This is a genomic window from Mesorhizobium sp. WSM4837 (assembly GCF_055811435.1).
The window spans coordinates 185,112-210,934 of record NZ_JBVVQE010000001.1 but is presented as its reverse complement, the minus strand read 5'-3'; the positions used below and the strand labels follow the sequence as shown (position 1 = coordinate 210,934).

Here is a 25,823-nt window from a genome sequence, read left to right as displayed (position 1 = left end):
GATCACATGTAATGACGAGCCAACTGGCGAAAAGCAAACCTTAGCGACGGCAGCGTTCGAACTCCTTCTACATCAAACCACACCAAAGTTTTCTCTGGCAAGAAGTAGAGTAGCGCGAGCACTGAGTTCACAACAGCAAGAGCGCTGATTGCGACAATGACAATGCTCGACTGCCCAACAAGCATAGCCTTTGTACCTACGCCGATGGCAACAACCACCAAGGCGAGAGACATTGGCATAACGTGAGTCCTAAGAATAGCACCGATACTCATTTCCATAACTCTGGAGACGAGTCGGACGGTGATCACAAAAGCAGCGCCGAAAGCCAGTAGCACCACCGTGCAAATGCTGGCGAGGCCATGATCGGAAGTCGTCAGGATGCCGAGTGCGAGTATAGCAACGACAGCGCAGTTATTCTTGATGATGCGATAGGGCTGCCCCAGCGCCTGAAGGACTGCGTAACTAACCCTGTTACCAAGCCGAAAATATAGGCTGGTCGCAAGAAGGGCAAAGGGCAAGACGGCCTCGTCCCATCGTGGACCAAGCATAATGTCGACAAGCTCTTGCGCGAAAACGATAGAAAATGCACTGGTCGGGATGGTGGCCAGTGCCGTTAAAGATAGGCCCTTCAAGTATCCGCTGCGCAGGCGTTCTCGGTCATTCTGAAGCTGAGCCATGGCAGGAAATGCAACAATTCGGACGATGCCGTTGAAGAGATGCCCTGCATTCTCGCTGAGGAAAGCCGCGCGCGTGAAAAGACCGAGCGCCTCGGCGCCCATGAGCCGTGCGATAAGAAACTTGGGGGTATTGTTCACCAGGTATCCGAAGGGCTGCGTGAGCGAGAACCCAAGGCTCATCGGCCACAATTCGCGAAACGCTCGAGCTGAAAAGCCGGGCAGCACGAGAAGCTTGCGAGCAGCAACTCCGAAGGCAAGCGCACCAACAGACACTTCTGCAATCTGCATGGCGACGAGCGACCAATAGCCGAATCCGGCGAACGCCATGGGAACAGCAACGACGAAGACCGCTACGGAGAAGCTGAAGAGCGGGCGGAGAGAAACCGCCCTTATCCTCATGTTGCGCACAAGGAGCGCCTCGCAGATCAAGTTGAAGGCACCCAGCGGAGTCGTGAATGCGAGCAGTTTCACGACATCGGTTAGAGCTTCGATACGCATCAACGCTGCGACAAACGGCGCTGCGAGCCACAAGGCGGCACCGATCACGCAAGATAGAGTAAGAGAGACACCGAGCGCAGTTGCTATGTGATCTCGCTCGACGACCTTGCGCTGGATGAGCGCCTGGGCCAGGCCCAAACCATAGAGCATCGCCGCAAGCTCCACGGCGATGACTGCGCCGCCGACGACGCCGTAATCCCGCGGCGAAAGCAGCCGCGCCAATATCGCAACCGAAATGAATTTCAGTCCCAGGCGCGCGATCGAGGTTACGCCGGACCAAGCAGCGCCCTTCAGCATGCGCTCTGTCAGTTTGCGCGGTTTAGTTGTCGAGTTGCTGTCCTCAGTGTTTGCCATGCACGATGCGCCGTTTGGGTCACCGGTAGCGTCTCCGCCGTCGTTTGCTGATTCAGCCATGAACATAATCCTGTTGGCGCCATCGATGACCCCGCCATTCCAGCTTGATGAAGGTTGTCGCCAATACATCCCCCTTCCGTACGAAGAGCCTCTGCTTGACTGCATTTCTGCCGGGAACCGCCTCGACCAGCTCGCCACCGGCAACATTCAAGCGACGCCGCACTAGGACGGAGTAAACCGCCCTTTCTGCTTTCCGTCCACTGGCCAAATATGAGCGTCTGTGCATTAGATCCTCGCCTGGCAAAAGCAGCTACCAGACGAATCTCCTCTTTGTACCGAGCATGTTGCTCTCAGACGTCACATGCTGCCGCATGAGAGTGGAGTATAGCTCCATTTGGAGCAGGGCGACGCTCTCCATGCTGAACCGCGCGGCGATTGTCTGTACTGCGTGCTGCGCCATCTCATAGCGCTCGGCTTCCGATAGGCCGAGCGCGCGACGAAGAAGCCCGGAAAACTCGGCATGCGAGCGGGCCAGAAAGCCGCCGCGCTCATGTTCCACAATGTCGGACGCACCGCTGACATCGGTGATGATTGGGACCACGCCGCAGCTCATGGCCTCGAGCAGGGCGTTTGACATGCCTTCCGACGCCGAGGTGGAAAGATAGAAATCAGCCTCCCACAGAAAGGGAAACACATCTTCGACCGCCCCGGCGAATGTGACCTTGCCGGAAAGGCCCAACCGGGCCGCCTGTTCCTCGAGAGGGACCCGGCACTGGCCATCGCCCAGGATGGTGAGTTGCGCCTTTGCGTCGGCGGGAAGTGCCGCGAACGCATCGATCATGTGCTCGACGCATTTTTCCGGATCGAGACGGCCAAGGCAGATAAAGCGTCGGCTGCCATCGGCGCTCGGCTCGCGGCGCGGCTTGCGGGGCAGATCGATCCCATTCGGAATCATATGAATGCGATCCGCGCCGATGCCATGTCTCTTCAGATCACCAGCGATTTGGCGGCTATTGGCGATGAAGGCCGTGACGTGACGTTTAATCAAGGCGGACGCCCAGCGACCGATGATCTTCTTTTCGCGCACAACGTCGAGATCGAAACACCGTCCGCCCCGGGCCAATTTTGCGAGAACCGGTTTGCGTAGGAGGGCTCCTGCCAATGCCGCCGGAACAGCGTGAAGTCGGGCATGGATGATATGTACGACATCGAATTCGTCGCGACGGCGCAGCATCCAGATCAAAACCTGGACACACCACGACAGGAACGACAGCATATGCCGCCCGCCCAAATACGGAGCCGCGCGCAAACGAAGGCGATGGATAGGCACCCCGTCGATGGCGGACCGTTTCGGGGTCGAGTGCGACAGTCTGGGTGCCAGAATGGTTGCGGAAACGCCGCTTTCAACCAGCGCCCGAGCAAATCGCCGCGCCTGTTGTTCGCCGCCGCCATATGACTCAGGAAAATAGGTTGGGAGCACGAGCAGAACACGTATGCTGGGAAGAGCTTCGGCTCGCGGGGTCTTCGTCGGATAAGCGGAGGCAACTTCTGCTTCAATCATATCAATCCGCCGGATAGCGTTCCTGGAGCCAGGGCGGCCACCAAGATTACAACCCCGTCCCATGTGCAAAAAAGAAGATGCCTCTTTGGCATCTCACTGCCTTTCAGCGCATCGATCCCCTTGTCGTCCAGATCGACGCACTCCACCTCATCCCCGAAATCGGCAAAGTTTGCACCGCTAACCAATCCGGCAAGCTGCCCGATCACCGTCAAACGCATAGGCAGCACCCGTTCATCGCGGAAGCGCCACATTTCGGATAGGACGTGTTGTTGATACTCCCGTGCTTGCCCGATGCTGGTCAAGAGCCTCGCGGTAAATGGCATCGGTCCGCTTGCCCATCAGCTTGACGTCCCAGTTCGAAAGATCCGTCGCCGCGGCGGCACCTTGGGCGAGGCAGGCCAGTCTTGCACGATCCTCCAGGAGGGCGGCAATGGCGTCGGCCATCGCTGCCAAATCATCCGCGGGTGTAATCACACCGTTGATACCAGGGCGGAGCACTTCGCGAAGACCTGGCAGATCGGAAGCGACGCAAGGCTTGCCACCGGCGAGATATTGCATGACCACGCGGGGCAATCCCTCCCGCATGGAACAGAGCAGGCAGAGGTCCGCAAGCGCGATCAGCCGCTCGGGGTCGTCCCGATAACCGGTAAAGACCACTTGTCGCTCGAGCCCAAGCTGCTTGGCCCGCGATTCCACGGTCGAGCGAAGCGGCCCGTCGCCCGCGAGCACAAGCACCGCGTCGGGTAACCGGACGGCGACTTTGTTGAAAGCGTCCAGAAATTCCGTGTGTCGCTTGCGTGGTTCGAAAGCCGCGATCATCAAGAGCACGGACGGGCGCGGCGCGTCCGGGGTCAAGCGCAACAAATCGCGCCAACCGTCGGGCGGACCGGCGTTGCGAAAACGATCGAGATCGAATCCGGAATGGACGACATAATGTTTGTCTGGATGTCCCACTCCCGCGCTCAAGCATAAGTCGCGGATGCCCTCGCTCACACTGATGAACGCACTGGTGACTGGCGCTGCCAGCTTTTCCAAGGCGAGATAAGTAAACCGCTCGGCGACGCCGACATTGACAAAAGGCACGATATGCACGCCATGAACGATCGCTGGCACTCCCGCCGCCCATGCGGCGAGCCGCCCGAGAATGCCTGCCTTGCTGGTGTGCGTATGCACGATGTCGGCATTCAAGGCGCGGAATCTCCGGGTGAGCGCCAACAATGCCCGCATGTCGGAGACAGGCGAAATGGAGCGAGTCAGGCCCGGGACGCCAATGAGTTCCACCCGCGGGTCCACTTTAGCTATGATTTCCGGCAGGACCGTCTCGCCATGTAGCAGGGCAACATCATGCCCCCCTTGCGCGGCCCAATTGCAGGAATGGACAGTATTCTCATCAGCACCGCCATTGATGAGACGGGTGATGACATGAGCGATACGCAGTCGACGCCCCACGTCAATCTTGCCTTCCGCATCCTGTACTTTCATATCGCCGCACCGATCGCGCTGAATTTATCCGTTGGGTGCGTTCCCACGCCCAGCCGCGCTTTTGGTCCATGTGTCCCGATATCGGTGCTACTGCATTGGAGTGACATGCCACGCCCCCGGTGGGTGCATGCCGTATGGAGATGAACCCCGAATCCTAAGTGTCCTTCTTGGGCCATGGCACTTGCAGTCCGTAAGGAGGGTCATTCCAACGGCTTCCAGTCGATCAGATCTAACTTGTTGGATTTAAACGTCCCAGAGAACTGCCGCTGTTACCCCGGGCACAGCGGAGTGATTATTTTGTGGTATACCTTGTACCAATACTTCTGCCTTATCGCGTTTTAACGAAATCGGATCGGAACCGGACTCGTTCAAAAAGTAGTGGAGGCAACGCTTTAAGGGACAACGCAGATAGAGCGTCGGCTGCCATCGGCGTTCGGCTCGCGGCGCGGATTGCGGGGCAGATCGATCCCATTCGGAATCGGCTTCCAATCGGTCAGATTTAGCTTGTTGGATTTAAGCGTCTTAGAGACGGGTCGCTGTTACCCCGGGCACAGCGCAGCGATTTTTCTCTGATACACTTATGTACTTCTGCGTTTGCGCGGAACCGGACTCGTTCAAAGAAGTCAAGGCAACGCTCCAAGGACCGGGCGCTTTACCCGTCAGGGATGGGAGCCATGGGAGGGGGACCAGCAGCTTGCGGATCTTTCGCGTGCCCCAAAGCTACTTCTTGTCGATGTCCGCCGGCAGCTGGTTGAGGCGCGCGAGCGTGCATTCGATCAAGACATTGTCTCTTCCCTGGTCGGCGGATCCTACGGGGACTGAGTCGAGAAGCATCCTGGCTTGGTTCGCCATAGCCGGCGAGTTGGCCCTCTTCATAGCGCTGGTCTATCTCCTCAGGCTCGAGACTACTGCGCTTGTCCGCGTCCTGCTCGTTGCCCTCGCCGGCTGGTGCGTGCACTACTTCCTGCCACAGCGTTACCGGCTGCCGTTTTTCGTGCTGCTCTCGTTCGCGGCTATCGCCGCAGTTTTCGCGAACCTTGGGCCTAACTGGCACCACTGGAGATTTGAGGGCCTCATCGATGCCGCCTGGATCGTCGCCATTGGGCTCGTACTGATCGGAATCGTCCACCTACCGATCGCTTTTGGATGGAGAGTGCTGGCGCTGGTTGGCGCCGGCTGCGGGCTCGCCGCCGCACGAATGGACTGGATTGCGACCCCGTGGACGCGCGCCGTCTGGCCCGTGCTCGCTTCCATGTTCATGTTCCGTCTCATTGTCTATGCGTACGAAATGCGGCGTGACCAGAGGATGGCGACGGTTTCGGAACGTCTCGCGTATTTTTTCATGTTGCCGAACGTGTGCTTCCCGCTCTTTCCGGTCGTAGATTTTAGAACTTTCCGTAGCAGCTACTACAATGCTGACCGGCATTATATCTATCAAACAGGTGTTCAGTGGATGTTTCGCGGCGCTATCCACTTAATATGCTACCGTATCGTGTACCAGCGGTTTGTGATCGATGCTGTGGACGTACACGATCAGATTGAGCTCCTGCAATTTATCATATGGCCATTTTTACTTTATCTGAAGGTTTCAGGAACTTTTCACATAATCACCGGGATTTTGCATTTATTTGGATTCAACCTTCCAGAAACCCACAATCTGTACTTTCTTTCCTCAAGTTTCACAGATTTCTGGCGTCGAATAAATATATACTGGAAGGACTTCATAATGAAAATTGTATACTATCCATTGTATTTTCGTTTTCGACGCTGGGGAGAGAGCGTAGCGCTGGTCAGCGCGACCCTCCTGGCGTTCCTCGCGACTTGGCTGCTGCACAACTATCAGTGGTTCTGGTTACGTGGCACCTGGGTATTCACCTGGAACGACTTCCTCTTCTGGATGATCCTGGCCGTACTTGTGACGATCAACGCCCACTATGAAATGCGGCACGGTCGCACGCGGCGCCTGCGTGGCGGGGCACTAAGCTGGAACGGTGCGCTGCAAACTGCTGGCCGGACCATCGGCGTGTTCGTCGTCATCTCGCTCCTTTGGTCGTTTTGGAGCGCGAGCTCGGTCCCGCAATGGTTCTCGGTCTTCGAAACCGTGGGTGTGGAAGGCCCTGGCAAAACAACGCCCGCCCTCGTGCTGCTCACGGTAGCAGCTATCATTGGCATTCCTGCCCTTGCGCTCGCGCGCGGCGCCGCCGACCGCCAATACAGTTTTCGGCGGTCGGTTGCGTCGGTCGGTGTCTGCGGGTTGATCGCGCTTTGCATCTCGCTCCCCGGGTTTCGCGATCGCCTCGGCGAGACTGTGAGTACCGCAATGGCCGACATTAGAGCGCCGAACCTCAATAGCCGCGACAACGAGAACCTGGAGCGCGGCTACTACGAGAACCTCGTCAATGTCAGCGCATTTAACCCAGAACTGTGGATTGTCTACGGCCAACGACGAGACGAGGGATGGGGCAATTTACACAAGACGCCGCTGAGTGAGTTTACGGGTGCGCTTCCCACGATCTATCTGCGCCCACTCTCCCAAGCAGACTACAAGGGAAAGCGGGTCCATATCAACCGCTGGGGCATGCGAGATCAGGACTACGAAAAGATTCCTGCTCCCGGCACCCTACGAATTGCAACCGTCGGCTCTTCGCACGTCTTCGGCGAGGGCGTCGCGGATGAAGAGATTTTCGAGGGCCTGTTGGAGCGGCGGCTGAATGAGCAGGCGGCCGACAGCGGGTATCGAGATTACGAGGTGCTGAACTTCGCCGTCGGGGGCTATGTTCCCCTGGACGTTCTGGCCATCACCGAGGATCGGGTGCTCGCATTCAAACCAAAGTACATTTTTTACTTCGAGCACACCGCGCTTATTCCACGAATGCTAAAGCGTCTTGCGACAGCAATCCAGAATGGCTCCGCATATCGCTACGACTTCGTGAGCGACATTGTACGCGAGAGCGGGATCGCTCCCAGCGCCGACCGCGAGGTGCTTCAAAGAAAGCTCACCCCCTACGGAGAGAGACTTCTGCGTGCAATCTATTCTCGAATCGTGGAAGCTGCAAAGCGAGAAGGTGTCGGGGTCTTTTGGATCTATCTACCCAGACCAGACGAGAGGACCAGTCCCGAGCTGGAGAGGCGCCTCGCTGCCGAGGCTGGATTCAACGTTCTCGATCTTTCCAACGTGTATGACGGGCACGACTGGCGGACCCTTCTTGTAGCACCTTGGGACGATCACCCAAACGCCGCCGGCCATCGGCTCATCGCCGACAAGCTTTACGAGGTGCTGCAGCAACACCGGGACCTAATTCCCCTGAACCTTGCGGTTGCTCCGCACAAGGAGGAACAATGAACGCGATCCAGATCAGGACGATGGCCAGGGATTTCATATTGAAGGAATTCCTGCCTGGTGAAATGCCGGAGAATCTGACGGATTCAACGGAGCTGATAACTGGCGGCATTCTCGACTCGCTGGCGACGCTCAAGCTCGTTGCCTACCTGGAAAAGTCCTGCGGCATCGAAATCGCCCCCGACGAACTCGTGCCGGAGAACCTGAACTCCATCGCCCATATTGCCAATTTCGTGCAATCGAAGCAGGCGTGCACGTAGAGCCCGTCATGCCGGTCGCTATCTTGCACGAGTATCTGGAACAGAGCGCGAGGCGGTATCCCCAGACGTGCGCCGCTGTCGAGGCGAGCTCTGGGCGGCAGATCACCTACGGCGAGCTCGACGCGCTGTCGGACCAAGTCCGCGACCATCTGCGTCGGATCGGCGTCCGGCCGGGGGACCGCGTCGGCATTTGCCTTCCAAAATCGATCGCCTCGCTCGCTGTTCTGTTCGGCATCTTAAAGGTGGGCGCGGCCTATGTGCCCGTCGACTCTCTGGCACCGCCTGCCCGTAACGCGTTCATATTTACCGACTGCGGCGTGCGCGCGATTTTCGTGGAGGCTTCCCGAGCCGAAACTTTGCACTGTGAGTTGGCGCGCTTGGCTGCGGAACCTTGTCTCTTATCGCTCGACTGGTCCGACGGTCCCTCGCCGCTCGCGACGTACCTGGCTCGCGTAGAGGCCGGCGGCCTGGCGGTGGAGGACGAATCGGCGCGGCCGGGGCCGGACAACCTCGCTTACGTGCTTTACACTTCGGGCTCGACCGGCCAGCCGAAGGGCGTGATGCTGACGCATCGTAATGGCTCGAGCTACGTGGATTGGTGCTCCGAGATCCTCGCCCCTGACGAGAATGACCGCTTCTCCTCCCATGCGCCTTTCCACTTCGACCTGTCTATCCTCGACATCTTCGTACCGCTAAAGCACGGCGCGACCGTATTCCTCATCGGTGAGGAGCTCGGCAAGAATCCGGCCCGGATGGCGTCGGTTATCGCCGAGCGGCGGTTGACCGTCTGGTATTCCACGCCCTCCGTACTCACGCTTCTGGTCGAGCACGGCGGCCTTGATGCTCGCGACGACCACGCTCTTCGGTTCATTCTATTTGCCGGCGAAGTTTTTCCGGTCAAGCATCTGCGCAGGCTGAAGGCTGTGGTCCCACGCGCACGCTACCTGAATCTTTATGGCCCAACCGAAACCAACGTCTGTACCTACTACGAAATCCCGCAGACGATCGCCGAAGACCGCTCGGCGCCGTTTCCGATCGGGCGCGCCTGCTCGCATGTTAAGGCACGCGTGATCGATGCGAATGGTCGCAACGTGCCGCGAGGCCAGGAAGGCGAGCTCGCAATCAGCGGTGCTCCCGTGATGCTGGGCTATTGGAACATGCCTGAGCGAACAAGCGCCGCTTTTCATGTCGATTCAAGCGGTCGCTGGTACCGTACCGGCGATGTAGTGATCGAAGGCGATGGCGGAGTCTACACCTTCCGCGGTCGACGCGACCGGATGGTGAAGAGACGGGGATATCGGATCGAACTCGGCGAGATCGAGACGGCGCTCTATCGCCATCCAGCGATCTCCGAGGTGGCGGCGATCGCTCGCTCGGAGGAGTCGGGCGTCTCCATAAAGGTGTTCTATGCCTCGCGCGACAGCCATGCGCTGTCGCTCATCGAGCTGAAACGGTTCTGCGCCCACAACTTGCCGGCCTACATGGCCCCGGACTGGTTCTCGCATCAGAAGTTACTTCCGAAGACATCGACAGATAAAATCGACTACCAGCATCTGATGAGGATGGAGTAGTGGATTTCGCGCTGAACGAGGAGCAGCGTATCCTGCGTGGCCAGATCCTTCGCTTCGCGCAAGATAAGCTCAATAAAGATGTCAGGCAGCGCGACCGAGACCAAGTATTCCAGCGCGAGTTGTGGGGGGCTTGCGCGCAGATGGGCCTGACCGGCCTGCCAGTCCCGCAGGCCTATGGGGGACCCGGTCTCGATTCCCTGTCCACGGCCATGGCAATCGATGCGCTTGGCTACGGCTGCGAGGATTCCGGCTTGGTCTTCTCGATCTGCGCCCACCTTCTGGCCTGCGTGGTGCCGATTTGGAAGTTCGGCACTGACGAGCAGAAGAATCGATATCTTCCGGGGCTCTGTGATGGCACTTTGATCGCAGCCAATGCGATGAGCGAACCGGAGTCGGGCTCCGATGCATTTGCGATGCAAACCCGGGCGGAGCCTCATGGCGACGGCTTTCTAATCAACGGCACGAAGACCTTCGTGAGCAACGGGCCGGTGGCAGATGTTGCCGTCGTCTTTGCTGTCACTGACCGCGCCAAGGGGTATTTCGGCGGCATCACGAGCTTCCTCGTGGACCGCGCGCTGCCCGGCTATCTGGTCGCGCAAAAGTTCGAAAAAATGGGACTGCGGACGTCTCCGATCGGGGAGCTTGTCTTCGAGGACGTATTTGTTTCGAAGGACGCTGTTCTCGGTGGAGTGGGCGGCGGCTCCAGGCTGTTTGCTCATAGCATGGACTGGGAGCGGGCGTGCCTATTCGCCAGTCATATAGGCACCATGGAGCGGCTTCTGGAAAAGGCAGTGGCCTATACGCGCACCAGACGTCAGTCCGGCCAGGCCATCTCCAAGCACCAGGCGGTCGCCCATAAGATTGCCGACATGAAGATGCAGGTGGAGGCGGCCCGACTGCTCGTCTACAAGGCGGCGTGGGGCCTTGAGCGCTCCGAGTCCGTATCCCTCGACGCCGCCGTTTCGAAGCTCTTTGTGAGCGAATCGCTAGTCCGCACTACGCTCGATGTCGTCCAGGTCTTCGGCGGCTATGGTTTCTTGAGCGAATTCGACGTCGAACGTGCCGTGCGTGATGCCATCGGCAGCAAACTCTATTCCGGAACTTCGGAGATACAGCGCAACATTATTGCTGGCTGGCTGGGGCTTTGATGACGGCTGTGGTAAGAACCTGTCCGGTGAAGGGCGGTGTGTGCCGGAGCGGAGGTCCTACTAGCGCTGCCACGCGCCTCCATGAATACACGGGATCATTATGAAAAGATCGTGCGCCATACGGATTCGGTACCGAGTTCCCATTCCGCGTTCTCCCTGTACCCTTTTGGCCTGTGCCCGGCCGGGAGCTTTTTTGCTGTGCTGGCGCTTCTTGCTGCGGTCTGGCTGCGGCCGCATGTCGTCGGTACACGCTCGGCTACTGTAGCGCTTGTTTCTGCCGGACTTTTCGGGTTCACGACCGTTTTTGAGCTTCACGACCCGATTGGCAGTTTGAGCAGACGTCAGCGTCAGCGCCTTGCCAAACTGATAGGCCTAGAGGCATTCCGTATGCTGGTCGTCACGTCGCAACGTCTGCGAGACGACAGCATCCGCCACTTACATGCGGGAAAATTTCTCATCGCGCCCAATGGCGCGGATCCTGTTCCGCCGAATGGCGAGCCATGCAGCCTCAGCGGCACGTTCAAGGTTGGTTATGTCGGACACCTGTATAAGGGAAAAGGCATGGAGATCATAAGCGCTATTGCGCCTCGATGCGGCTGGGCGACATTTCACATCGTCGGGGGAACTCCAGGCGATATAGAGTATTGGACAGCGAAGCTGGCCAAATGCCCGAACACCGTGTTTCACGGCTACGTTCCTCACGCCGCGACATATGCCTACTTGGCCGAAATGGACGTTGTCCTCGCGCCCTATCTTAGAGATGTAGAGGGCCAGGGCGGCGGTCGAAATATCGCTGAGGGAATGTCGCCGCTCAAGCTCTTCGAATATATGGCGCATGGCAAACCCATAGTGTCCTCCGACCTGTCAGTTATACGAGAAGTTTTGAGGGATAGCGTCAACAGCGTTCTGGTGTCGCCAGACAACCCGTCCGACTGGGTCAAAGCCCTTCAGCGCCTGCGCGAAAACAAGGCACTTCGGGACCAGATTGGTCAGCAGGCGAAGGCAGACTTTCTGGCCAGGTACAGCCGCATCGCACGAGCAACCAACATTCTAGAGGAAATCAAGAGCCGGATGCCGTCGAGCGGAAGCTCATAGGACTGCACAATTTCTCGTGTTGAAGGCGGCTGCGCCCCCAAGCAAGCCTGCTTTCCGTCCGCCGCAATGAGCCCGTGGTCCGTCCTTGAACCGTTGAATGGCAAGATCCGACTGCCCCAGGCTTTTTGCTGAGGTTCCGTCATGTGTTGCTCCGACCATCTCCCTGCGTCGCGTTGATTTTCGCATTGAGCTAAATTTAGCCTGCGAGATGCGCCACTGTCCGGCGACTGAACGGGCGCGAACCCGATTGTGAGGCTCGATGTACTCGCTGGCGGCGGGATCGCCCGAAGCATCAGAATCAAAATTATCCGGTCAATCGGTCGGAAGATGGAATACATATATCCATTAGCTTCCTGAGAAGCTGCTATATACATCAATAGACATCACGATCCGAAAAGATCAGTAGAGCAGTTTTCCAAATTATCTTAGTGTCGAGAAGCATGCTCCAGGATTTTATATACCAGAGGTCATGCTCAATGCGTTTTTCCATCCTCCAGAGTTCCTTCGTTTCCCCTCGAAAGCCATTGATCTGAGCCCACCCTGTCAAACCGGGTTTAACATGATGGCGATAAGCATAGCTCGCAATGGTCAAAGTATAGGTGTCGTCATGAGCGACGGCGTGAGGTCGGGGCCCAACCAGGGACATCTCCCCCCGAAGCACGTTGAACAATTGCGGCAGCTCGTCGATGTTTGACCGGCGCAATATTCGGCCAAGTCGGGTAACCCGCGCATCATTACGCTGAGCCTGGCGAATTTGTGTGCCGTTCTCTTGCACCGTCATCGATCGGAATTTGTAAATATTGAACGGCTTACCACCAAAACCTCGTCGCATCTGCCGGAACAGCACAGGGCGACCGTTCTCGAGCGCTATGGCACATCCGACCAGGGCCATCAACGGACACAGGAACAGCAGTAGCAGGGATGCAACAGCAATATCGAACAGCCGCTTGAGCAGGCGTTCGGTAGGCCTCAACGGCACACGCTGGACTTCGAAGGCTCGCTGCCAGCCGGTGTGCAGCGGGCATCCAGCCAGAATTCTATCTATGTAGGCGTCGGCGAAAAGATAGACCGGCAGCGGGAGGCGGGACATTTCCTCCAGGATGCGTTCGATCAACTTCCGCTGGTCCCAAGAGCAAAAGAGATAAACTGCCCCATACGAGCCACTACGGAACGCAGCCTGTGCAGCTGCGACGGCGGCATGCACCGATCGTGCTGCGATCGTGCCATCATCGTTCTCGATGTTCGAAACACCACAAACCGCGATGCCCTGTTGCCCAAGCTTGGCAATTATCCCCTGTTCCTTCCCAGGAACGCCAGAGTAAAACAGATAAACTGTGCGCAACACGAGTTTCTCAGCCGCCAGAAGCCGTGTCAGCCCGCGCGCTAGAACCGCGTGGCCAGGCAGCAGGATTGGGAATCCGACCGCAAACGCCAGCGTCAAGGAGCCGCGCGAGAACGTCGACGTCGTCTTCGTGAGAAAGGCGAGCCAGAGAATTGAAAAGAAAACAAACAGCCAGCCGCTGAAGAGTGTTTTGATCCTGCAGTGATCGTCCAGGATGCCACTAACCGTGTAGGCGCCCCTGGCGGTCATGAATGCGACCAGCAATAGGCCGGCGGTAACACTTAGGCAGATCGAATCCCAGATATCTGGCGGCCTCACGCCGAAGGCCCGATGGTAGAGCTCAATTGACGCAAGAAATACGGTCTGTCCAAGGAGGAAATCAGCAGTTGCGAGAAACACGCAAACTGCTCCCACAGGGAGCCGTAGCGGCTCTACGCTCCGCTTCCAGAGCGCACGCGACGCCTCGGTTGGTGCATGCCGCATAAGACGACCCCCCGAATCCTGTTGCATCCCTTCTCCTCTTTGGGTCATGGCACACGCCATCCCATAAGGAGGGGGTCATCCCAACGGCTTCCAGTCGGTTAGATTTGATTTAAATGTCTCAGAGACATGTCGCTGTTACCTCGGGCACAGACGAGTCGCTATTTTATCGTATCCTAATGTGTTAATATTTTCTGCCTTGACGCGTTTGCGCGAGAACGGACTGGAGGTCGGACTCGTTCAAACAGGTGGTCAAGGCAATGCGTTAGGGGACCGGGGGCGCTTACCCTATCAGGGAGAGGGAGCCATGACAGAGAATGGCGCTGAGGTTCGGGTCAAACAACTGAACAACATACGCTTATTCCGGCAATTTGGGCAAGATACTCTTAGTGAAATGGCGAAAGCAGCCATCTTACGAAGTGTTCCAAAGAATAAAGTCTTAACTCGCCTTGGGGACATACCGCGTTATATTTACTACATAATCCATGGGAAAGTTCGTCTTAGTGTTCCCCTCTCAGATGGCCGAGAATTCATCTATTCCGATCTCGGTCCCGGTGACACTTTCGACTTGACTAGATTGTTCATCGCGCGACACAGTAACATGAACGCTGCATCAGTTGTGGACAGCGACTTGCTCCAAATCGAAGCAGCTTTCATGGCTAGTGTCTTCGACAAGCACCCAGATCTCGCACTGAAGGTGATCCCGTACTTATGCCAAGCAACGCACGACGCGCAAGAGCGGGTGATCCACAGTGCGTCGAATGCCCTGTCCATTCGATTGGCGAGCACGCTCTTGCGATTGACTGAAACCCCGCACAGCACGGCTACCGTGAATGGAGCTCTGAGAATCCACATTTCGCAGACCGACCTCGCGGCAATGATCCCGGCGTCTCGAGCGAAAGTGAATCGTTGCTTGAGAGACTGGGAACGGCGGTATCTGACCCAATACGACCGCGGCTCGCTGACAATTCTCAATCGCACCGCATTAGAGTCTGTTGCACTTGGCTACTCGCGTTTGATCGTTCAATGATGCCTTTCCCATATGCTCGGGCATCTCCAGGCCATCCTCCGGGAAGATAGTGAACCGGACGTGGTGGCGGTCGTGCTCGGATCGCTCGGTAAAGTCCTATACGTCGGCGTCGTAGGTCGCCGCACCGGACATGTGCGCCTTCCCAGGCAACGAGACACCGCTCACTGCCGTGCAGACTGCGTCGACTGCGCCCGAGATTGGACAATGGCACGCACACGAGCACCGCCTCTTTGCTGTGCGATGCGACTTTGCTGTTGGGGAATCCGGAACTATTATCGGCCGCCCATGTACCTCACGTCGGGGGAAGAATGGATCTGCAAGCCTTCAGAAATTCGATTGCGAAATCACAGCCGCCCGCCGGCCTGACCCCGGCCCTGCAGGCCCTGTGGTGGGATGCAAAGGGCGATTGGGACAAGGCGCACGAGCGCGCGCAGCTCCGCGACGACGCGGCGGGCATGCGCGTGCATGCCTACCTGCATCGCAAGGAAGGCGATCAATCCAATGCGGAATATTGGTATCGTCGCTGCGATGCCGTGCCATCGACCTTGACGCTTGAAGAGGAATGGCAAGAGTTGGCGCGTGCGTTTTTGGGGCAAAGCTGACGGCTTCCGCCGAAAAGTCTGGCTTTGGCCGCGATCCCGTCGCCGTATGCAGGTTTTTCCCACGAGGCTACCGCCTTATCGACGATTCTGGCTTGCAGGCCTAGGCGAGGGCAGGGGCTGCACTAGCTCCTGACTTTGATCAGCAAGCGGCACGCCAGCACGGCATCTGCGGCTCGGCCGCCGCGGTGGCGCGAAAAGGATATTTGGATCGCTCGCTGTGCAAATTGAACCTCGCGATGTGAGGAGTTCGCCATGTTTCGTACGATTGCTTCGGCGCTGTTCGCCGCGCTGCTCTGCTCGGTGGCCGCGCGTGCCGCCGCGGACGAGGTCCGCTACTATCCTGTTCCGGAGGGTGCCGGCCCGCACGATGTCGCTCCGGCGCCGGATGGCTCCGTATGGTACACCGCCCAGGCACAGGGCGCGCTTGGGCGGCTCGATCCTGATACAGGCGCCGTCAAGCATATCACTCTTGGCGACGGCTCGGCGCCACACGGGGTGATCGTCGGTCCCGACGGCGCCGCCTGGGTGACCGACGGCGGCCTCAACGCCATCGTGCGCGTCGATCCCGAAACGGAAGCGGTGAAGGCGTTTGCGCTCCCCGAGTGGAGCGGCAACGCCAACCTCAACACCGGTTCCTTCGACAAGGACGGGAGGCTCTGGTTCACCGGGCAGGAGGGCATCTACGGCAGGCTCGATCCGGCGAGCGGCAAGGTCGAGGTCTGGAACGCCCCGCGCGGTCGCGGCGCCTACGGGATCACGACCACGCCGTCCGGTGAGGTCTACTACGCCTCGCTCGCCGGCAACCATATCGCCAGGATCGATGTTTCGACCGGCGAGGCTTCCCCGATCGACCCGCCGACCGCGGATCAGGGCGCCCGCCGCGTCTGGTCGGATTCCAAAGGCCGCATCTGGGTCAGCGACTGGAACGCCGGCCAGGTTAGCGTCTTCGATCCGGCCGCAAATGATTGGCGCAGCTGGAAGCTGCCCGGACACGAGCCCCAGGCCTATGCCGTTTATGTCGATGAACGCGACACGGTCTGGCTCACCGATTTCAGCGCGAACGCCATCGTCCGCTTCGACCCGGAAACGCAGACCTTCGCGAGCTTCCCGTCCGACCGCGACAACGCCAACGTGCGCCAGCTCAACGGGCGCTCCGGCGAGGTATGGGGCGCGGAGTCCGGTACCGACCGCCTTGTCTTGATCGAGACCGAAACGGGCGAATAAAGCAAAAGAGGTCTAATGCATGTCGCGCAAAAGTGTGCAGCGGTTTTGCGATAACGACATGCATAAAAACAACAACCTAAAGCGCGTCGCATGAGGCCCGGCCAAACGCGACGCGCTTTAGCCAACGACGAAGGGCAATTGCGTGAAGAGACCGCATGTCAGCGACTGTCTTTGACATAGCGTATTGAGATGCCGCTCTACACGAAGAGAAAATCGCTGTTCGAGACGCTTGCGACGAGGACACCGTTTAGTGAAAGCGTGTCACTGTTGGAGAAGACGACCAGCGTGTCGCTCCCGACCTGCCGGAGTTCGCTATATCTTTGGTATCCTGAAATCTCCAGGAGATCATCGCCGGAAAGGTCGAAGTCGGTGATGGTGTCGTGGCCATGGCCGGCGGCGAAGACGAAGCTGTCGTTTCCCGTTCCGCCGCTGAGGATATCGGTGCCAAGACCACCGACGAGCCGGTCCGACCCGCCTCGGCCGTCCAGCCGATCTGCGCCGCCAAGGCCTTCGAGCGTGTTCGCTGCGCCGTTGCCGATCATGGTGTTGGCGAGCTCGTTGCCTTTTCCCGCCAGATTGGCAGCCGACCTCAGGAAGAGGTTTTCGACGTTGTCGGCCAGGGTCCAGTTTATATAAGCGTGCGTCTCGTCGAAGCCGCCATTGTTCTCTTCGATGGTTTTGTCACCGGCATTGTCGACATGGAAGACGTCATCACCCGCGCCGCCGGCAAGCGTGTCGGCGCCCGCTTTTCCGTTCAAGATATCGCTGCCGCCCATTCCATAAATGACGTCCGCACCGGGACCGCCGGTAAGCGTATTGTTGCCGTCGTCGCCTACGATTGACCCCGGCGGCGGCTCGTCGAGTGGATCGATCCAGACGAAATCCGAACTGCTCAAGGAGGCGCTGGTCACGCCTTGAGGAGAACGGTGTCGCTGTCGGAGAAGACGACCAGCGTGTCGCTCCCGACCTGCCGGAGTTCGCTATATCTTTGGTAGCCTGAAATCTCCAGGAGATCATCGCCGGAAAGGTCGAAGTCGGTGACGGTGTCGTGGCCATGGCCGGCGGCGAAGACGAAGCTGTCGTTTCCCGTTCCGCCGGTGAGGATATCGGCGCCAAGACCAGCGACGAGCCGGTCCGACCCGCCCCGGCCATCCAGCCGATCGTCGCCGCCGAGGCCTTCGAGCGTGTTCGCTGCGCCGTTGCCGACCATGGTGTTGGCGAGCCCGTTGCCTTTTGCCGCCAGATTGGCAGCCGACCTCAGGAAGAGGTTTTCGACGTTGTCGGCCAGGGTCCAGTTTGTATAAGCGTGCGTCTCGTCGACGCCGCCATTGGTCGCCTCGATGGTTTTGTCGCCGGCATTGTCGACATAGTAGACGTCGTTACCCGTGCCGCCGACAAGCGTGTCGGCGCCGACCCCGCCGATGAGTTGGTCGGAGCCGCCGCGGCCCTCCAGCAAATCATCGCCAGCCAGCCCATCCAGCACATTGGCTCCCTCGTTTCCGCCGAGTTGGTCGGCAAAGGAAGAGCCTGTAAGATTTTCGATGCTGGTGAAGGTGTCGCGGTCGCTTCCGATACCGGTCCCGTCCAGGCCGAGATGTTGTTCCAGTGCGGCCATCCAATGTGAGGAGATTTTTGCATAGCCCCCGGCAGTCGGATGCAGCCCGCTGTCAAGCGGCGGCGCGGTGATGTCATCTGGTGTCAGATCACGCATGTCGACAAAGGCGATCTTGTGCCCCTGGGCGGCCAGTTCAGAGATCAGACCGGGCATTGCATCATTATACGCATCGACACGGTCTGCACGCGCTTGCGACTGTTGGCCGACGCGAACTGGAGGCAAGGAACCGACGAAGACGGTCAAGGCGGGATCGCTGGAGGTCAGGCTGAGCAAAAGACTGCGCAGATCCTGCAACATCGTTGGCACGCTATCGGTCGAGCTGTCATTTGTTCCGGCAATCAGCAGCACGGCATCCGGTTTCGTAGCGGCCACAACATCGTTGTCGATGCCGTTCAGTTGATTGAGCGTCCAGTTGCGGTGACCCTCGTGATCCCGATCGCCCATGCTGGCGGGTCCGTTGGACGAGGAACCGACGAAGTCGATCTTCACATTGAGTGCCGCCAACTGTTCCAGCATGAACTTCCGATACCCGCCGCTTTCGGTATCGGAAGAGCTCGCGATCACTCCATAGGTAATGGAATCGCCCAGCGGCAGTATCGACAGCAACTTGTAAGCATGGCCGGAAGCCAAATCGGCGATGACTCCACGGGGCGAAGCGCCGTAATTGACTGCGTCCGAACCGGCACCGCCGATGAAAGCGTCCGGACGGCTGCTGTCATAGAACACCGTCATAGTATTTTCTCCCCCTGGCAAAGCTGCTCACGGGCATGACCGCCTGGGCCGCAGCAGAAAGGCTCGAGATCGTCATAGCTGGTCGGCCGGTCGAAGTCGTAAGCAAGGAACCGCGGTGTCTGCCCGAACCAGCTGTTGGTGCCGCCGACCAGGCCGATCGTGTAATTCCACGATCTGCCGGCGTCCTTGTCCCGGATATTGCTGTTTGCGCGGCGTTCGAGCTGCCGATCATCCGTGTTGTGGCGTCCCCATTCGAGGGCGAGAACACGACCTTTCCTCCGTCCGACGAACTGGTGCAGGAAAAAGGCTGAATCGAAACCAACGGCGATCGCGACGACACCATGGTGCTCGTCGGCGACCTGTTTGGCCCGGGTGTCGAGTACCATTGTCCATGGCCTCTTAAGCCACTGACCCTGCACCTGACGCCGATGCGATCGGTTTTCTGCAGGTCAGCGAGACAAATTCAATGTTGCATCGCACTCTTAGGCACTGCAACATAATATTTGCCACTACTCTGGGTAGATTGGCAACATTTTTTTGAGCCTGCAATACCCTGGCTCGACACCGGGCACGGTGACGCGGGCGGCGATCGCTGTTGCTGTTGTTGTACCAAATTGCGACAGGTCGGCAATTTAACGCGGGCATTTAGTCGGTAATTGGCACAAATTGTGCGCGCGCATTGAGCCAGAGGCATCTTGAACTTTCGTCGTTGCCTGTGCGTTTAGGTTGTAGTACGCATCCTATTGCAGTGCAGCAATATCCGGCGGCAACGTGCGGTTGCGTGAGGGCTCATCCCGTCCCCCGGAAGGTGAGCACCGAAAACCGAACAGGTGAGGCGAAAATTCCGGAAGACGGGAGAAGCATGGGATGAGCATCGGAGCGGGCAGCGCCCGGCGTTGGCCGTCAGTCGGCATCGACCGTTCACCCGTTGAGCGTTATGTCCTTGCAGCCCTTCTTTTTTTCCCGGTCCTGTGCGGGGTCGTTCCGATCCTGTTGTACGAGAAGGCGGCATCCCGCGTGGCGTGGCACGATCCTGCCCTCGCCACGGTCAGCGCCATCGGGTTGGCTCTGCTTTGCTGCCTTTTTGCATTCGTGCGCTATCCCGCCGAGGCGCGGGCTGCGCGCATCATCGTCGTCGGACTGTCGATAACGCTGGGCCTCTTCAGCTTCGGGCTTGGAGACGAACTCGGCATTGCCGACGCAGCTCGCGCCGACGCGTTGGGCAATGTACTCGTCTATTCTCGCCTGATCGCGCTTGTGGCGGCGCTTTTTTCGATCCTGCGGCCATCCTTCGCCATTTTCCCGATGGTCTATTTCGCCTTCCACAAGAACGTCACGCGGGCAGTTTCCGATGCTGCGGAACTGGGCCGCAACGACTATGCGCCCTTGATTGAGGTCGGTCTCTTCCTGGCCTGTGGCCTGTTGGCCCTTGGCCTGCTGCAGAGTTTGAGCCGGCTGAAGCTCTTCACCAGGAACCTGCCCAGCGTTGGCGAACTCGGAACCAGGGAGTTCGCGGCCCAGGCTGCCGGCATACTGCTGCTGGCTGGGATCGGCGCCCATTTTGGCAACTACTTCATGTCCGGGATGGCCAAGGTCACGCTTGACGGAGGGCCGTTGAGCTGGATCCTCGAGAACCCGACCAGTTCCATCATGCTGGCCGGGTACGGGTTGGGCGCGGCCCCGCTGGGCTTTTCCGAATCGCTGCTCGCTCATGCTTATGAAGCGGTCAAGGCGGTCCAGGTTCCGATGAATGTCGTTATCCTTGCTGCGCAGCTTCTATGCTTTCTCGCTTTTTTGCGCAGGCGGTGGCTCATCGGGCTGACCGCGTTCTTCGATATCATGCATATCGGGATCTTCCTTCTGAGCGGCGCCCTTTTTCTGCACTGGATCATCTTGAACAGTCTGATCGTCGCGGCTCTGACGAGAATGAAGGAAAGTTCGTTTTCCACGACTGCCATCGTAACCGGGATTGTTCTCACCATATTCGGCGACGCGGTCTTTTATAACGCGCGGCTCGGCTGGTACGATTCAAGGCAAATCCGGCAAGCACATTTCGAGGCGCTGACGAAAGAAGGTGACTGGGTGCGGGTCGCACCGAGCTTTTTCCGCGACGCCTCCTATCTGCTCTATGCCCGTCACTTCGGCTATCAGGAATATCGTCGTGAATCCGGCCACGTTCCGACCTCAGCCTGGGGCCAGATCGGGATCAGGAAGGTGCAGCCAAAGTCGTCGGAAATTGCCTCGTCCAACTACGAGATCATGAAGCTTACGAACGAGTGCGCCTATCCAGTCGAACAGCCGATCACGCCGCCTGACTACGATGCGGCCCGCCCGGCGCCGTTTATTCTTAGCCAGCACAATCGCGCCGTGAACCTGGCGAGCTCGGCTGTTGCGGTCGGTTATAACTTCTATCCACACCATCATTATTCCATGCCGTCCCTGCACCGCGCTTTTGCGGCGCTGGAGCCTCGCGACATCGTGGCGTATCGATACCTGGTCGATACCGTCTGCCTCGATGTCGCGGATGGCAAGGTCGTGCGGCGGGTCATGACCCAGACATTGGGCCCCAGGATCGATGTCCGCCAGTGAATCCGGCGAGGGCGCAGCGGACGTTCAGCACGCGAGTTGACTATAAGGCAGCACCAGTTTCCACGCTCGCAATCCTTGCTCCTGACGCTGGTCCAAAATTGCCACGGAAGTCGAATTTCATTCCCTAGGCAGCCCGTCATAATGAGCCCGGCGGCGGCATTACCAGCATGTCTCGAGGAGGAGATAAAAATGCGGCTCAACAGGCCTTTGGTTTTCACGGATAAGGTTTCATCGGAGCTTTCTACCGCCGCAGGGAGGAAACGGAGTCGACGTCAGATCATCCTGATATGTGCAGCTGCGGCGGCCGGTTCCGCGATTGCAGGTTTTTCGGCACAAGGCGCCGAAAAGGCAGCCTGGATCACCACTTGGGCTGCCACACCTGCTCCGCGCTGGTCGGATGATCTTCCTGCGCCTTTCGGAGTGCCGGAGGTATAGGAGAACCAGACCGTCCGCCAGGTCGCCCGCATCAGCGTTGGCGGCAATAGCGTGCGGGTCGTGCTGTCGAATGCTTTCGGCGAAAAGCCGCTGCCCATCGGTGCCGGCAGCGTCGCAATAGCAGGCAAGGGCGGCAACGTCGATCAGGCGACCTTGAAGCCTCTGACCTGGGGCGGCAATAGTTCTGTGGTCGTTCCGCCGGGAGCTCCGATCCTCAGCGACCCCATCGCTCTCTCGGCAGAAGCGCTTTCCGAGATCTCGGTCAGCATTTTCCTGCCGAAGAAGACGGCGTTGTCGTCGGTGCATTGGGATGGCGTGCAAACCGCCTACATCTCCGGCCCGGGCAATTTCACAAACGAGGCTGCGTTCAAGGCTGACAGCACACTCAAATCGCGCCTGTTTCTGAGCGACATATGGGTTGACGCCGTGCCGGAATCCGAGGCGATCGTGTTTTTCGGGGATTCCATCACGGATGGGAATTGCTCGACCCCTGACGCCAATAATCGCTGGCCGGACCATATCGCCAAGCGATTGCAGGAGGCCAACCGCAAGGTCGCGGTGGTCAACGAAGCCTTTTCGGGCAATCGCGTGTTGACCGACGGTATGGGTGTCAATGCCTTGGGACGTTTCGATTCTGATATACTGAGCCATCCCAAAGTCTCGACCGTCGTCCTTATGATGGGCATCAACGATATCGGCTGGCCCGGCGAAAATGCAATCACGCCGGACGACAAGGAACCGACGGCGCAAGACATCATCACCGGATACAAACAACTCATCGATCGCGCGCACGCCCATGGCATACGCATTGTCGGCGCGACGTTGACCCCCTTCGCCGAAACCTTCAAAGGACTTCCCACCGAGGGTTACTACACGCCCGAGAAAGAAAAGATTCGCGTCGCGGTGAACGAATGGATCCGCACCGGCGGCGGCTTCGATGGCGTGGTCGACTTCGACAAGGTGATGGAAGACCCGGCCAAGCCGGGGTATCTGCGAGACGACTACGACTGCGGCGATAACCTCCATCCCAACGACGCGGGATACAAGGCAATGGCAGACGCGGTCGATCTCGACGTCCTGTTGGGTTCAGCCAAGTAGTCGGCTGTCGCTGCTGACCTTGCCGCGCTGCTCAGGCATTGCGGCAAGGTCGGTTCGCGCATGGCTCAAGTGAGCCCGAGCCGGACAAGATGGCGTACGACCGGTGGGAACATCTCCTGGCCGATGTAAGCTCCGGTGTTCGTATTTTCGAAGAGTGGGCCGGCGACGGCCGCATCCTCGATCACCGGAATACCTGCCTGGCGTGCTTGAGCCGTCATCTCGTCAGCCGCTCGGCCCTGGCCCTTGCCGACGACCGTCGGCACCGGCGTTTCACCCCTGACGTAACGCAATGCCACTGAGCGGTCACCGGACACGAAAACGATGACCGCGTTTTTCACGCCCAGCTTCGCCGGTTGCATCACGGCCTCACGCCGCTGTCGCTGCTGTTCATGTCGAATCAACGGATCGCCTTCGAGGTCCTTGTTTTCGCGCTTGTATTCGGTTGTCGTCATGCGCATGTCGCGCAGGAACAGCCAGCGCTGAATAGGAACATCGATCACGCCGATGACGACAAAGGCCAGGGCAGCGGCAATTCCAAGCGGTGTCAGCACCGCTTTTATAATTGGCTCCAGGCATGACGGAGCGCATCCCGGTGCATCGAAGAGCGGCTGCAGCCACGCGATCAAAAGGAATGCGAACAGGCCGGCCAGCAACACCACCTTGGCCAGGCCTTTGGTGAACTCGACGACGTTGCGCAGCGACAGGATCTTCTGAAGACCCTTCGCCGGGTTTATGTGATCGAATTGCGGCTTGAGCGGCTCAAACGAGAAGACCGGCCCGAACGTTCCCAGCATGCCGAAGACCACGGCGAGAACGACAACGATTCCGACCAGCGGCAAGGTGGCAAGCATCAGCAATGACAACGAATGGCGGATAGCCTGCAGGCTGACTTCAACGAACGAATCGCCGGGGGTGGTCACGGTCTGCACGAGTTCCGAAAGGTGCCCGAACAGCATCGGCCAGGCGAAATAAAGATAGCCAAGCGCTGCGAAAAGCGTGAAGCCGGAGGCCAGGTCGCGGCTCTGCGAAACCTGGCCTTTGCGGCGAGCGTCGCGAAGCTTCTTGTCGGACGCCGGTAGTTTCTTTTCCTCAGCTTCTTCGGCCATGTTGCAATCTTATCGCACTGTTGTGGTTCCAGTCGGCCAGGGCCGTGTGTAAGGTGCGGCGGGCTTGAATACGGAGAGGTGGATATGCGGCTGCACGTCGTGTTCTTGCCCGTCGTCGCCATGCTGGCGGTGACCGGTTGTCAGACGACCAAAACCGACACCGAGCAGGCAAAGGCACAGGGCCCGTCGTCGCCATCGGAGCGTCTGATCAAGCTTGCGGACGATATCCATGCGCAGGGAGACAGTGGCACCGCAATCGCGCTCTACCAGCGCGCGGCAGCGATGCCGGATGCCAAGCCGAGCGCCTTCGTCAAGGCGGGCGAGGCCTATATGCGAGCGGGCTATCCCGCCGAGGCGGCTAGAGCCTATCAGGCCGCGCTGGCAAAAGCGCCCAATGACGGAGGGGCAATGCTCGGGCTTGGCTCGGCGATTATGGAAACGGGCGATATCGATGCCGGCATGCGCGCGCTCGCGCAGGCCGCGCCGCTGGTCAACACCAGCAGCGCCTATATCAGGCTGGGCGTGGCGCAGACATTCGCCGGCCAGACGGCGGAGGCGCAGACCACTTTTGCTCAGGCGTTGAAACTTGCGCCGGGGGATCTCGACGTCGAGAGCAACATGGCGTTGGCCGCGGCGCTCGAAGGCAATTCCGCCACAGCACTCCCGCTGGTCCAGAAGATCTCCGCCGCACCCAATGCGCAGTTGCATCACAAGCGCAACGTCGTGGTGGTCTACGGACTTCTTGGCCAGGCCGATCAGGTCAGGGCCTCGCCGCCGATCGGCCTGGCGACCAAGGAGGTGAATACCTTGCTTGCGCGTGCCAGAACCATCCGGTCGAAGGGCAGCACACAGGCAAGGGCGAAAGCGCTCGGCTCTATCCTCGGCTAGAGCAATTCCAGGAAAAGTGTGAAACGATTTTCCCGGGAAAAGCGCATAGCGCTTTCCCTTGGGAATTGCGCAAAAACAAGGAGATAGAGCGGTTCGGCGTTTCCGTGAAACGATGAACCGCTCTAGCGCATCGGTCCGGAAAGCGCAAAGCCAAGTCGGGTCGAGCCCGACGCGCAAACAACCGGACAAACTAATGCATGTCGCGCAAACGCGACGCGCTTTTGCAAGGCCGCATCGGCTCACTCGACTGGCAGCGTTGTTTGCGGCGTCGGCGGCCCGCTGTTGGCTCCACCGATCGGCGCCTCTTCGCCATTGAGGTAGCGCCGCGCGGCATTTGCCGTCGGCGCGGCCGCCGCCGCCCCCATGCGCCGGGCCTCGACGAGGTCCCGCTGGCTTTCGGCCATGCGTTGAAGATTGTAGGCGTTGGCGCAGCCGGGCGGCAGGTGGGAGCCGACGCCGGTGACGATCGTCAGATTGGTCGCAGCGGCAGAACGGTCGTCATCGACCGGTTGGTTCAGACATGCATTGGGAGCAAGGATGGAGCCGTCGACGCCCTTCTGCGAGCCGCCGGTGTCGGTCGAAACATAGCTGTAGCCGGGAGAATATTCCTGCGGCTGCTGCCGGCCGTTCGCGCAGCCGACCAGAAGCAGCACCGGAAGAACAGAGCACAATGCGATGCGAAATGTCATGTCCGGT

Annotated in this window: 22 protein-coding genes; 11 read left to right on the top strand and 11 right to left on the bottom strand. The window is 59.0% G+C overall.

Annotated features, from left to right (window positions below):
• Nucleotides 1-2: 2 nt before the first annotated feature.
• The 4 genes from AC0L3D_RS00950 to AC0L3D_RS00935 all read right to left on the bottom strand — a co-directional run bounded on the left by AC0L3D_RS00950 (nucleotide 3) and on the right by AC0L3D_RS00935 (nucleotide 4,572).
• The gene (locus AC0L3D_RS00950; RefSeq protein ID WP_287324991.1) at nucleotides 3-1,589 is read right to left on the bottom strand and encodes a lipopolysaccharide biosynthesis protein; all 1,587 of its coding nucleotides are present in this window, start codon (nucleotides 1,587-1,589) and stop codon (nucleotides 3-5) included.
• Nucleotides 1,590-1,839: 250 nt separating this feature from the next.
• On the bottom strand, nucleotides 1,840-3,090 hold the full coding sequence (locus tag AC0L3D_RS00945) for a glycosyltransferase (protein WP_287324993.1): 1,251 nt from the start codon (nucleotides 3,088-3,090) through the stop codon (nucleotides 1,840-1,842).
• The gene (locus AC0L3D_RS00940; RefSeq protein ID WP_258118599.1) at nucleotides 3,087-3,308 is read right to left on the bottom strand and encodes a hypothetical protein; all 222 of its coding nucleotides are present in this window, start codon (nucleotides 3,306-3,308) and stop codon (nucleotides 3,087-3,089) included. Before AC0L3D_RS00940 ends, AC0L3D_RS00945 begins: the two co-directional genes overlap by 4 nt.
• 13 nt (nucleotides 3,309-3,321) lie before the next feature.
• Nucleotides 3,322-4,572, bottom strand: coding sequence for a glycosyltransferase (locus AC0L3D_RS00935; protein WP_287345890.1), 1,251 nt, complete (start codon nucleotides 4,570-4,572; stop codon nucleotides 3,322-3,324).
• Nucleotides 4,573-5,338: 766 nt separating this feature from the next.
• On the opposite strand from AC0L3D_RS00935, the gene AC0L3D_RS00930 reads away from it, so the two are divergent.
• From AC0L3D_RS00930 to AC0L3D_RS00910, 5 genes are all read left to right on the top strand, one after another.
• A complete protein-coding gene (locus AC0L3D_RS00930; protein WP_473642729.1) occupies nucleotides 5,339-7,915 on the top strand; it encodes an SGNH/GDSL hydrolase family protein in 2,577 nt (858 codons plus the stop codon).
• Entirely contained in the window at nucleotides 7,912-8,172 is a 261-nt protein-coding gene (locus tag AC0L3D_RS00925) for an acyl carrier protein (protein ID WP_258118594.1), read from the top strand. Before AC0L3D_RS00930 ends, AC0L3D_RS00925 begins: the two co-directional genes overlap by 4 nt.
• Nucleotides 8,173-8,180: 8 nt before the next feature.
• Complete coding sequence (locus AC0L3D_RS00920) at nucleotides 8,181-9,743, top strand: amino acid adenylation domain-containing protein (protein WP_287237128.1); 1,563 nt, start codon at nucleotides 8,181-8,183, stop codon at nucleotides 9,741-9,743.
• A complete protein-coding gene (locus tag AC0L3D_RS00915; protein ID WP_287237129.1) occupies nucleotides 9,743-10,891 on the top strand; it encodes an acyl-CoA dehydrogenase family protein in 1,149 nt (382 codons plus the stop codon). The genes AC0L3D_RS00920 and AC0L3D_RS00915 overlap by 1 nt, the downstream gene beginning before the upstream one ends.
• An 81-nt stretch (nucleotides 10,892-10,972) precedes the next feature.
• Nucleotides 10,973-11,986, top strand: a complete 1,014-nt coding sequence (locus AC0L3D_RS00910) for a glycosyltransferase (RefSeq protein WP_287345892.1) — start codon at nucleotides 10,973-10,975, stop codon at nucleotides 11,984-11,986.
• Nucleotides 11,987-12,359: 373 nt separating this feature from the next.
• Here AC0L3D_RS00910 and AC0L3D_RS00905 read toward each other — a convergent pair whose 3' ends face one another.
• Nucleotides 12,360-13,727 carry an exopolysaccharide biosynthesis polyprenyl glycosylphosphotransferase gene (locus AC0L3D_RS00905; protein ID WP_287061212.1) on the bottom strand — a complete coding sequence of 456 codons (1,368 nt, stop codon included), beginning with the start codon at nucleotides 13,725-13,727 and terminating at the stop codon, nucleotides 12,360-12,362.
• A 388-nt stretch (nucleotides 13,728-14,115) separates the two neighbouring features.
• On the opposite strand from AC0L3D_RS00905, the gene AC0L3D_RS00900 reads away from it, so the two are divergent.
• The 3 genes from AC0L3D_RS00900 to AC0L3D_RS00890 all read left to right on the top strand — a co-directional run bounded on the left by AC0L3D_RS00900 (nucleotide 14,116) and on the right by AC0L3D_RS00890 (nucleotide 16,664).
• Nucleotides 14,116-14,838 carry a Crp/Fnr family transcriptional regulator gene (locus AC0L3D_RS00900; protein WP_287288030.1) on the top strand — a complete coding sequence of 241 codons (723 nt, stop codon included), beginning with the start codon at nucleotides 14,116-14,118 and terminating at the stop codon, nucleotides 14,836-14,838.
• A gap of 308 nt (nucleotides 14,839-15,146) precedes the next feature.
• On the top strand, nucleotides 15,147-15,440 hold the full coding sequence (locus tag AC0L3D_RS00895) for a hypothetical protein (RefSeq protein WP_128245311.1): 294 nt from the start codon (nucleotides 15,147-15,149) through the stop codon (nucleotides 15,438-15,440).
• Between the two features lie 252 nt (nucleotides 15,441-15,692).
• Nucleotides 15,693-16,664 carry a Vgb family protein gene (locus tag AC0L3D_RS00890; RefSeq protein WP_473642726.1) on the top strand — a complete coding sequence of 324 codons (972 nt, stop codon included), beginning with the start codon at nucleotides 15,693-15,695 and terminating at the stop codon, nucleotides 16,662-16,664.
• 197 nt (nucleotides 16,665-16,861) lie between these two features.
• On the opposite strand, the gene AC0L3D_RS00885 is transcribed toward AC0L3D_RS00890, so the two are convergent.
• The 4 genes from AC0L3D_RS00885 to AC0L3D_RS00870 all read right to left on the bottom strand — a co-directional run bounded on the left by AC0L3D_RS00885 (nucleotide 16,862) and on the right by AC0L3D_RS00870 (nucleotide 20,571).
• Nucleotides 16,862-17,560 carry a calcium-binding protein gene (locus AC0L3D_RS00885; protein WP_473642724.1) on the bottom strand — a complete coding sequence of 233 codons (699 nt, stop codon included), beginning with the start codon at nucleotides 17,558-17,560 and terminating at the stop codon, nucleotides 16,862-16,864.
• Between the two features lie 11 nt (nucleotides 17,561-17,571).
• Nucleotides 17,572-19,011 (bottom strand): GDSL-type esterase/lipase family protein, encoded by a 1,440-nt coding sequence (locus AC0L3D_RS00880; protein WP_473642722.1) that lies wholly within the window; start codon nucleotides 19,009-19,011, stop codon nucleotides 17,572-17,574.
• Nucleotides 19,008-19,397 carry a hypothetical protein gene (locus tag AC0L3D_RS00875; protein ID WP_473642720.1) on the bottom strand — a complete coding sequence of 130 codons (390 nt, stop codon included), beginning with the start codon at nucleotides 19,395-19,397 and terminating at the stop codon, nucleotides 19,008-19,010. Before AC0L3D_RS00875 ends, AC0L3D_RS00880 begins: the two co-directional genes overlap by 4 nt.
• A gap of 535 nt (nucleotides 19,398-19,932) precedes the next feature.
• Nucleotides 19,933-20,571: a hypothetical protein gene (locus AC0L3D_RS00870; RefSeq protein WP_128172191.1), complete on the bottom strand. Its 639-nt coding sequence runs from the start codon at nucleotides 20,569-20,571 to the stop codon at nucleotides 19,933-19,935.
• A gap of 24 nt (nucleotides 20,572-20,595) precedes the next feature.
• On the opposite strand from AC0L3D_RS00870, the gene AC0L3D_RS00865 reads away from it, so the two are divergent.
• On the top strand, nucleotides 20,596-21,600 hold the full coding sequence (locus AC0L3D_RS00865) for a hypothetical protein (protein WP_473642718.1): 1,005 nt from the start codon (nucleotides 20,596-20,598) through the stop codon (nucleotides 21,598-21,600).
• A gap of 486 nt (nucleotides 21,601-22,086) precedes the next feature.
• Nucleotides 22,087-23,133, top strand: coding sequence for an SGNH/GDSL hydrolase family protein (locus AC0L3D_RS00860; RefSeq protein ID WP_473642716.1), 1,047 nt, complete (start codon nucleotides 22,087-22,089; stop codon nucleotides 23,131-23,133).
• A gap of 65 nt (nucleotides 23,134-23,198) precedes the next feature.
• On the opposite strand, the gene AC0L3D_RS00855 is transcribed toward AC0L3D_RS00860, so the two are convergent.
• A complete protein-coding gene (locus AC0L3D_RS00855) occupies nucleotides 23,199-24,239 on the bottom strand; it encodes an EscU/YscU/HrcU family type III secretion system export apparatus switch protein (protein WP_091590137.1) in 1,041 nt (346 codons plus the stop codon).
• A gap of 84 nt (nucleotides 24,240-24,323) precedes the next feature.
• On the opposite strand from AC0L3D_RS00855, the gene AC0L3D_RS00850 reads away from it, so the two are divergent.
• Entirely contained in the window at nucleotides 24,324-25,127 is an 804-nt protein-coding gene (locus tag AC0L3D_RS00850) for a tetratricopeptide repeat protein (RefSeq protein WP_473642714.1), read from the top strand.
• 239 nt (nucleotides 25,128-25,366) lie between these two features.
• On the opposite strand, the gene AC0L3D_RS00845 is transcribed toward AC0L3D_RS00850, so the two are convergent.
• Entirely contained in the window at nucleotides 25,367-25,816 is a 450-nt protein-coding gene (locus tag AC0L3D_RS00845) for a hypothetical protein (protein WP_473642713.1), read from the bottom strand.
• Nucleotides 25,817-25,823: the final 7 nt, after the last annotated feature.